Here is a 9,054-nt window from a genome sequence, read left to right as displayed (position 1 = left end):
CGTCTGCGCGAGGCCGTCGAAGCCGGTGCCGACAACATTCTCGTGATGCTCAACGCGCGCCTCGAGCTCACCGGGCTCGAGGAGTGGCAGATCTGGTGGGGCACCAACCTGGGCACGAATGACGAGCGACTCGTCAACGGTGCTGTGGGCGACGTCCTCGATCAGATCCTGACCCAGCGCGTCGAGGTGAAGTCCGTCGCCGGATGGGTCATGGACGTGTACCTGCTGCGCAAGCCCTGACCCCACCCGCGAGCTCGCGCCTAGATGAGTTGGCGCAGTGCATCGTCAGAGGCCAACAACGCCTCGCGGTCGTACGTCGAGGTCGAGGCGATGAGCTCATCGGCGTCGGTACGGTCGGCCAGCTCTCCAAGGCGACGACGCACCGCGCTGGCATCGCCGAGGACCGCCCGATCAAGCGATGACTCGACCCGGCCGCGCGTCTGGCTGGACCACGCCTGGCCCCGGATCGACTCGATCGACTCGAGCGGCGGGAACTCACCGATCTGGCGTGAGCGTGCCATGGCCCAGGCCTCCGGCAGAGCCAGGTCGCGGGCCGTCGCCTCGTCCTCGGCCACCGTGACATCGAGCGAGATCGCGACGTAGGGTGCCGGCGCCCGCTCACTCGGCTGGAAGTCCTTGCGATAGGCCTCGAGCCGGTCGCCGAGTGATTCGTCGGCGAGGATCGGGCCGCCGACCACGACCGGCATACCGAGCTTCGCAGCGGTCGTCAGGCCGCGGCCGGTGGCCATGACGAACATCGGGATGCGGTGCGACGCCTTCGGTCTCGCGGTCACGGTCGCGTCGCCGTCCAGGTACCCGCGGAGGCTGACCAGGTCCTGCTCGAAGGAGTCAGGCGCGTCCGAGTCGTACCGCAACGCCTTCCGGACGGGCGCGGTGAAGCCGAGCGAACGGCCAAGCCCAAGGTCGATGCGGCCGGGGTAGAGGGCCTCGAGCATCAGGAACTGTTCGGCGACCACGAACGGCTGGTGGTTGGGCAGCATCACACCGCCGGAGCCGAGCCGGATGCGTTCGGTCTGTGCGCCGATGGCCGCCAGCAGGATCGGCGGCGAACCACTCGCGATGCCGGGCACCGCGTGGTGCTCGGCGACCCAGAACCGGTCATAGCCGAGCTTCTCCGCGTTGACTGCCCGCGCGACCGAGCCCGTCAGGCCTTCGGCATCAGGGCGGTCGACCCGCGTACGCGACCGATCGAGGAGGGAGAGCTTCACCCCCTGTTCAACCCGTCGGGAGCGTGCTTGCTTCCCCGTGGGTGGCACCGTTCGAGGCACGGATTTCTTCGGGTCCCCGGGGTGTGTCCAGAGTTTGACGGGTCGGGCAGCAGCTCATCTGCCCGACGTCATTTCACGTCGAGGGGCTCCTTGGCCACCTTCGCCTGGAGCTCCTTGACCTTGTTCTTGGGCGCCTTGACGTAGGGGCTGGAGACCGACACGGTGACCTGGCCGGCGGCCGTCGCGGCTCGCTCGCCGACCACGATCTTCAACCCGTCCTTCTGGGCGGAGATGGTGGACAGGTCGCCGCTCGGCGTCGTCGTGGTGTCGGTCGTGTAGCCGAGGTCCTTCAACGCCTTCTCCGCGGCCGTGGCGTGCGGCCCGGCTCCGGGCACCATGATCTGTGCGCCGGCGGAGTAGGAGAAGGTCAACGACGAGAGGTCACCGCCGCTCTCGTGGTAGCGGCCGGCCGCCGGCCCCATGGTGCCGCCGAGCTGTTCGGCCAGCTGGGGGAGCAACGCTGCCGCCGTGTCTCGCACCTCGGTGCGGTACGCCGCCGGGCCCTTGGACTGTTCGCCACCGTCGCGGTGGCCCCCGGAGCAGGCGACCATGCCGGCCAGGATGAGTGCCAGCGCGCCGTACGCGATCAGGCGCGTCACTGGCCCGAACCTGTCTCGTAGACCGTGGGAGTGCGGTCCCACTCGGGGTCCTGCGGGCCGTCGTACCAGGGGTCGTACGTGTGTTCTGCGCTGACGACGTCGCCGTAGTCGCCGGTGACGACCTGACTGATGTTGTAGAGCGACTCGGTGTCGGGGTCGAAGTACTTGGAGTGGTCGCCGAACCAGCGGACGTCACCGCGGCTCGTCGACTCGGCCTGGAATCGGTTGGCTCCGAAGTCGTCCTCGGCGGTGTCGTTGCCCATGCCGGCACCGCCGAGCGTGTGGGCGCCGAACCACCCGTCGTCGGCCAGGGCGGCGACGGGGTCGCGGCTGTTGTTACCGGCCCACACGTGGTCGGCGCCGATGCCGAGGTCGGACGCGTTGTCGACGTCGCCGCCAGCACCCGGGCTGCCGACCAGCACGATGTCGTCGGCGGCAAGACCGTGGTCGGAGGCGGCATGCCCCACGGTCGTCGAGCCATAGCTGTGCCCTACCACGGTGAGGTGGGCGGGGTCGCCGTCGCGCGATGCGCGCAGGCCGTCGACGGTGTCGGCGAGGTAGCCGCCGCCATCCTCCGCGCGACCCTCGCCGGCCACGGTGAGCGAGTCCCAGTCGCTCGGGGCGTCGTACCCGATCCACATCATGGACGCGACGCTGGCGCCGGGGTCGGCGTATCGGGCGGACTCGTAGATGTTGAACGCATCTGTCGTCAGGGACGTGGCGCTGCCGCTGTTGGTCGTCAGGCCGGGCACCAGGACCGACACATGGTCGGCACTGTCGGGATTGCCCAACGAGATGGCGATCTTGCCGTCGCCGTCGAAGGCGTAAGGGTCGTACATCACGAGGTGGGGGTCGAGCGGGAGCCCGGTGATCGGGTCGTCGCGGTCAGCACCGCTGTTGAGGGCGGCCTGCGCTGCACGTGCGTTGTCCAGCGCCTGGTTCTGCTCATACGAGATCTCGCTCCTGCTGTCGAGAAGACCGAGGCCTTCGATGTCAGTGTCGAGCACGATGCGGTTGGCCTCGTTGCGGGCTTCGATCGGGATGCCGTCGCCGTTGCCGATGACCGTAGGGTTCGCCGCAATGACGGCGGCACGCTCGTCGCCGCTCAGCGAGCCCCACCAGGCGTTGACCTGCTCAGGGGTGCTGCCCTCGCTGGTGGGCGAGCCGGGTCGTTGCATCGCGAGATCGGCCGGATCAGGTGTGCCCGCAGCTTGGCGTCGCGACTTGTCGAGGCTGTCCGATGAGCTGAACGCTGCGACCATGGTGCGCTCGTTGACCGCGGCATCGGCGTGCAGGATGTTGTCGTCGCTCGCCAGCGAGGAGATGTCGGTGCCGACCTCTCTCGCGCGCTGGCGCAGCGAGGCGATCTCAGCGTCGGTGGCCTCACCGGCAGCGTTGATGTCGGAGATCAGCTGCATCCGCCGGCTCGACAGGAAGCGGAGACGTTCGGCAAGTCCGTCGAAGCGGGTGATCAGCGCAGTGAGCGACTCGGCGTAGTCGTCGGCCGCGCGGCTGATCTTGCGGAGCGTCAGACCCATGGCCTGCGCATCGCGGGCGGTGGTGCGCGATGCGTTGCCGTAGGCCGCGGCGGCATCGCCCTCCCAGCCCTCGGTGAGCGACTTCTGCATCGCAAAGGTGTCGAAGTCGTCGAGGTTGGACGACGAGGTCAGCAGCTCGCCGGCGTAGGCGGTGACGGCAGTCGGTTCGCCTTCGGGCTTGCGCAGGGTGGGGAGCGGGCCGGGCACCGCGATCTCGACGACCATCACGGCACCTTCGTCTGGAGCCAGGCTTCAAAGGCGCGCTGTGTCTGCATGTCAGTCACGAGGTAGGCGGTCGCGGCGGTGTCGAGGTGGTCGGACACGTCGTCGGCGTCAGTGGCCAGGCCGGCGATGATGGTGCCCCACGCAGAAGTGAATGGTCGTGCGGTCGACTGCACGGCCGGGCCGAATCCGCTGATGCCGGCACCCGCGAGCCTCGTGCCGGCGGTCGTGACCTGTGCCGACTGCTCGCGCCACGCGGTCGAGGCTTCGCTCAGGACCCACGAGTCGACGATGAACTCGCTCATGCCCGGTCCGTCGTCATGCCTGGTCCGTCGTCATGCCTGGTGCTCGGACAGCAGCGCGCGGACGCCCTCGGTGCCAACGGCTGTGCCGGGTCCCTGGACGGTCAGGGTGGCGGTGCGGTCCCACCACACCAGCCTGACCGAGGTGTTGTCGTGGCCGGCGATGACCCTTGGCGCACCGTCGGAGTGGACCTGCACCGCCCAGGCCCGCGCCGTGAGCGACTCGGCGAGTGAACGCAGCAGTCGCTCGCCCTCGGCGCGTTCTACGCCAGCGAGCCGGCCGACGATCTCGGTGTTGACGACGCCCTCGACCGTTCCGGCGCGCCATCGAGCGACAGCATCTGCGGAGATGCCGCCGCTGGTGAGCAGCGACCAGATGTCATCGAAGGTCGTGCGGGACTCGTGAGCCACGAGCCGGGCGTCGTCGAGCGGCACGGTGTCGGCCGCGGTGGGCTCCTGGCCGGCCAGGATGACGATGTCGACGTCAGGATGGCGGCGGTGGAGCTCGCGGTAGAAGGGCTCGCTGTCGAGAGCGTCCCCCGTGACGGATCTCATGTCAGGAGAGTACCAACGCGCAGAGCCGGCCACTATCCGGAGCGATCGCCGCGACGTCGACGCCCCGGGTACGGCTCGTTGCGGACGTCGACCATCTGCCCGACCCACGGTCGCAGGACGAGTGCGGAGCCGGTGAGACCCAGCGCCCCGATGGCCCACCAGAGCAGGGTGTTGCGACCGGGACCGCGCGGGTCGGGAGTGGCCACGACGGGCGTCAACCGCACCTTGCTGGTCTGCTCGGTGGGTCCGACCTGTCCGGGCACGGGCGGTCCGGGACGGTCGTTGTCGTACGTCATGGTCAGGGCGGAGTAGGGCTCGATGAACCCCCAGCCCTGCTCGGTGTCACGGGTACCGGCGACCGGACGGTCGGCGGTCGCCTCGATGCGATAGACGATCTGGGCGGCTGTCTCCTGCGGGAAGCGCTCACGCAGCTGGGCGGCGAGGGCGGCCACGTACGCAGCAGACCAGCTGGTCTGTGGCGCGTTCGTGTCGGCGTCGAGCACGCAGTCACCTGCGCCGAGATAGGCCGTCAGGACGCTCGACCCGTAGGCGGCCACGTCGACCTGCGGGCCGTGCACCGACCAGGCCCCCACCACTCCGCTGTCGTTCGCCGCCGCGACTCCGATGACACCGGGGGGGCCTGCCGGGAAGCGGTCGGCGGTGAGGGGCTTGTCAGGCTCGGGCTGGTTGCCGCCGGAGGCCACGACGACGATGTCCTGCGCGACCGCCCCGGCCACGGCATCGCGGAGGAGAGACTCGTTCTTGACGCCGGCGGGGGCGCTGAGGGACACGTTGATGACGTCGACGCGCTGGCTGGTGGCCCAGCGGATGCCGTCGGCGGTTCGCTTCGCGGACGGCCTGGCCTTGCCCTGCTCGGAGGCGGTGTCGTAGACCCTGACGGGAAGGATCATCGAGCCGGGCGCTCCTCCCACGAGCGAGGAGTCGGGCACCTCGCGCGCGGCGATGATGCCCGCCACGGCAGTGCCGTGGCCTTCGGTGTCGACGCGTCCGTCCTTGCCCCCTGCGAACGACTTGCCCGGCAGCACGGCCTCCCTGAGATGGTCGTTTCGGACATCGACGCCCGAGTCGATGACCGCGACGACGACGTCCTTGCCGGTGGCGAGCTGCTGGGTGCGGGAGAACCCGGTCCGGTCGATGAGCTCATCGGCGTCGGGCGACTTGATGAGCTGAGGATTGTCGATCGCGCACGGGGTGGAGGTGGCAGCGGTGGCTGTTGCGGCCGGGACGATCGAGACCGCGCCGGCGGCAAGGAAGGCTGCGGCAAGAACGCGGCTGGCGCGCGTGGTCACTGCCGTGTCATCACTGGCTCGTCATGCTGGCGACCACGGCTTGCTGCGAGAGCAGTGGTCCGCTGCGCATGAGGTTGGTCCATGGCGTGGGCACGGCGGCATTCTTGATCGAGGCGTAGCCCAGCGCCTTCTTCGCGGTTCCCGTGTCGTCCTTGGCACCCACCGCAAAACGGACACCACCGGCACTGATGAGGAAAAGCGTGTCGTTTGTGCTGGGTGAGCCGGCGTCGGTGGCCCGAACGAGCGCCCCGTGGCCCGGCTGGACCTGCACCACGCGGCGCTCTCCGCTGGCCTGGGCCTCGCGGTTGGTGGGCGTCGCGAGCACCGCGGTGCGCAGAGGTCCGTCGGCCGAGGAGCCGGTGAGCAGAAGGCAGGGCTGGGCGCCGTCGAAGGAGGTGATGTCGTCCCGGGGCCAGTCGCCGGGGAACGGGCGGGTGGAGTCGATCGGCGCCGAACCGATGCCCGCGACGTCGCCGCCCTTGATCTCGACGACGTCCATGGTGTCGGGTGAGCTGGTGTAGACGTCGTACGCGACGGGGGTGAGTCGCAACAGGCCGGCCCTGGTGAGCACGTAGCCGTCGCCGCCGTCGACCCTGACCGGCATGCCGACCCGGTTGAGCTGGGGCACGTCGGTGGGCTTCGGGGTGTTGGCGCCGGGCACTGAGAACGGCTTCAACCCCGGCCCCTCGGGGATGAGGTCGAGCCAGGCACCTCTGACAGTGACGAGCTGATCGAGGCCGAGCGATCCGAGGATGTTGTCACCCACCGTGCCAGCTGGCACGGCGTAGCGGCGGTTGCCCGAGATGACGTACGTCGTGGTGGCGTTCTCGGCGCGGACAGCCACGGCCTGCCCCGGGACTGGCTCCGCGCCGGCATCGTCATCCAGCCGGGTCGTCATGCCGAGGTCGCTGCTGATGCACGACGTCCAACCGGTCTGGACGAGCAGATCGGTGGAGGGGACGTTGTCGGGTGCGCCGGGGATGCCGATCGTCGGACCTTGCTTCTGCTTGGCGATCTCCTTCTCGGGGGCGTACTCGATCTTGAGCTTTCCTGAGTCGCCGGCGAGCAACAGCCGGGCCGACGTCGTGTTGAGGACGGGAAAGATCTGGCCCTTCGTCGCGACCGAGCGCGATCCCTTCTCCTTGGAGATCACCAAGGTGTCCTTGAGCCAGTCCTTGCCGACTGTCGGCTTGAGCACCCCGATGATCGCGGCGCCCGCGACCAGCAGGATGGCAAGCGCGAGGCCGCCGATGAGCGTGCGGCCGTAGCCCGAGGGCTCGACCTCGCGGCCACCGGGAGAACCGCTGACGAACGCCGTGACGAGACGGCGGCGGTTGAAGGTGTGCGCCTCGGCGAGGTCACGCTTGCTGGCCACGCGTCAGACCCCCGTCGTGGCAGGAAGCAGGGCGCTCACGACCGGACCGCCTGGACGAGGCCGATGGCGAAGACGACCAGCGGGATCATCGCCACGATGACGAGCGTCTCGGCGATGTCACCCAGGCGTCCGCGTCGCACCGATGGCGAGGACGGCACCAAGGTGGTCACGAGGAGCACGGCGGAGGTGACGGCGAGGGCCAGGGCCAGGCCCGGCCGCCACGACGGGTGCAGCACGAGGATGCTGACGGCGATGGACACGAGGCCACCGACGCCGAACCCCAGCGCCACTGCGACCTCGGTGCCGACGCGGTACTGGCGGGTGCGCAGCATGATGACGACACAGGCGCACAGTGCGACGAGCGCACCGGTGACACCGAGGCTGACGGCGAGCGGGCTCAGGATGACGACGAGCAGCCCGAGTGTCGAGGTGACGGCAAGCAGCACCTGGTGCCCGAGCTGGGCCTCCGCCCGCACCTGCTCGGGCCTGATCTCCTCGGGGTCGGCAACGAGGTCGGCGGAGTCGTGCGGCTGGTCGACCTTGGTGCCGACGGCATTGAGCACCATGAGGGGCAGCTGGCTGCCGGCGAGGGTCGCCAGGGCGAGCGTCACGGTGTAGACAGCAGCGGGCGAGTAGTCGGTCCGGGTGAGGATTCCGCTGGCCGTCGCGACGACGGCGCCGACCGAGACGGCAGGGATGAGAAGGGCCCGGTAGCGCACGACGGCAAGCAGACCGAGCATGCCGGCGACGGCCGCTCCGACGCCTCCTGCTGCGGTGGGCATCTCGATCAGGTCGGTCGAATCGACGGCGGCAAACCCGGCCACCGCGGCGTAGACCACGCCACCCCAGGCGAGGACGACGGCTGCCTCGTCCTCGCTCTGCACGCGGGCCAGGACGAGCGAGGCGGCGATGAGGACGAACGCGATCGCGCCGGACGTGACGGCTACCGGCAGGCTCGGACGCTGGATGGCGAGTGCCGTCGCGCCGAGCACGAGCAGCAGCGAGGCCGAGGCGAGCGCAGTCCGGCGCCCGGACGCCGGCTTCCACGGCTCCATCTGACCCTCGATGACATCGGCCATGGCCTCGACGATGTCGTCGTAGACCTTGGGGTCATCACGGTCTGATCCGGCGAGCAGCGTGAGCAGATCGCCATCGCGCACGCCTTGGAACGCGAGACCCGTGTCAGGGCTGAGGGAGGTGCCGTCGGCACGGGTCAACGTGTGACCGGCATGCACGGTGTGCGCATCGAGCATGGTGAGCGACCGGGCCAGCTCGGGCAGCAGCTCGGCCACCGGTAGTGAGCTGGGGAGGGCGAGGTCGGCTCGTTTGGTGCCGCCGGAGATGCTGACCCGGATGAGACCGGTCGCGGCGGCGGCCGGGTCTCCGGATCGAAGGTCAGGCGTCGTCATGAGTCCCCCTGGACGGTGCGGCTGAGACAGTGCGGCGGCTGAGCCGGTGCAGCTGAGCAGGTACCGCGGGACGCGGTCGAACACTGTGTCCTCGGAGAGGATACCGGTCGCGCACCGAAGGGGCCGGGCCTGTCGGTTCGCTGCGTGCAGAGTGCGAGCGAGCCCGCGTCGGCGGTGCAGGACGCGCAATCGATTGATGACACCTCGCGGAGCTTCCGTCGCGACGTTCCGCTGGGCCGCATCGTTGGTCGCCTCACTGATCTTGGCGTCCTCTGGCCCACCCGGCGCCGGCTGTTGCGGCGCTCGGCAGCATCACTGCAGCGATGACAGCGATGCTGGGCAGCGCGCGACGGATGGGGTGCATCAGGATCTGTTCTGCTCAGCCGAACGACAAATCAGAAGGCCCATTGGCGCTCGGTGGCAGGTCGGCGAGCACCCCGTCGATCGTGTCGACG

8 protein-coding genes and 1 pseudogene are annotated in these 9,054 nt (G+C 69.5%); 1 reads left to right on the top strand and 8 read right to left on the bottom strand.

Annotated elements, in window-relative coordinates:
* Positions 1-240, top strand: a pseudogene (locus tag H7290_RS05270) (precorrin-6A synthase (deacetylating)); the annotation flags it as partial.
* 20 nt (positions 241-260) lie between these two features.
* Here H7290_RS05270 and H7290_RS05265 read toward each other — a convergent pair.
* The 8 genes from H7290_RS05265 to eccD form a co-directional block, all read right to left on the bottom strand.
* Entirely contained in the window at positions 261-1,229 is a 969-nt protein-coding gene (locus H7290_RS05265) for an MsnO8 family LLM class oxidoreductase (RefSeq protein ID WP_290512966.1), read from the bottom strand.
* Between the two features lie 128 nt (positions 1,230-1,357).
* Positions 1,358-1,888: a hypothetical protein gene (locus H7290_RS05260; protein WP_290512965.1), complete on the bottom strand. Its 531-nt coding sequence runs from the start codon at positions 1,886-1,888 to the stop codon at positions 1,358-1,360.
* Positions 1,885-3,651, bottom strand: a complete 1,767-nt coding sequence (locus tag H7290_RS05255) for an alpha/beta hydrolase (protein ID WP_290512964.1) — start codon at positions 3,649-3,651, stop codon at positions 1,885-1,887. The genes H7290_RS05260 and H7290_RS05255 overlap by 4 nt, the downstream gene beginning before the upstream one ends.
* Positions 3,651-3,953: a hypothetical protein gene (locus H7290_RS05250; RefSeq protein WP_290512963.1), complete on the bottom strand. Its 303-nt coding sequence runs from the start codon at positions 3,951-3,953 to the stop codon at positions 3,651-3,653. The genes H7290_RS05255 and H7290_RS05250 overlap by 1 nt, the downstream gene beginning before the upstream one ends.
* A 30-nt stretch (positions 3,954-3,983) precedes the next feature.
* Positions 3,984-4,505, bottom strand: a complete 522-nt coding sequence (locus H7290_RS05245; protein ID WP_290512962.1) for a hypothetical protein — start codon at positions 4,503-4,505, stop codon at positions 3,984-3,986.
* Positions 4,506-4,537: 32 nt separating this feature from the next.
* Entirely contained in the window at positions 4,538-5,815 is a 1,278-nt protein-coding gene (locus tag H7290_RS05240; protein ID WP_290512961.1) for a S8 family serine peptidase, read from the bottom strand.
* Between the two features lie 10 nt (positions 5,816-5,825).
* Entirely contained in the window at positions 5,826-7,190 is a 1,365-nt protein-coding gene (gene eccB / locus H7290_RS05235) for a type VII secretion protein EccB (RefSeq protein WP_290512960.1), read from the bottom strand.
* Positions 7,191-7,225: 35 nt separating this feature from the next.
* Positions 7,226-8,599 carry a type VII secretion integral membrane protein EccD gene (eccD, locus tag H7290_RS05230; RefSeq protein WP_290512959.1) on the bottom strand — a complete coding sequence of 458 codons (1,374 nt, stop codon included), beginning with the start codon at positions 8,597-8,599 and terminating at the stop codon, positions 7,226-7,228.
* Positions 8,600-9,054: the final 455 nt, after the last annotated feature.

The organism is Aeromicrobium sp. (assembly GCF_014378035.1).
Taxonomy (GTDB): Bacteria; Actinomycetota; Actinomycetes; order Propionibacteriales; family Nocardioidaceae; genus Aeromicrobium.
Note: the sequence above shows the minus strand (reverse complement) of the source record. Positions and strands in the feature narration are given on the sequence as shown.

Coding starts and splice junctions, on each gene's coding strand:
- H7290_RS05255 (WP_290512964.1), bottom strand. CDS start 3,651: ATGGTCGTCGAGATCGCGGTGCCCGGCCCGCTCCCCACCCTGCGCAAG.
- H7290_RS05250 (WP_290512963.1), bottom strand. CDS start 3,953: ATGAGCGAGTTCATCGTCGACTCGTGGGTCCTGAGCGAAGCCTCGACC.
- H7290_RS05245 (WP_290512962.1), bottom strand. CDS start 4,505: ATGAGATCCGTCACGGGGGACGCTCTCGACAGCGAGCCCTTCTACCGC.
- eccD (WP_290512959.1), bottom strand. CDS start 8,599: ATGACGACGCCTGACCTTCGATCCGGAGACCCGGCCGCCGCCGCGACC.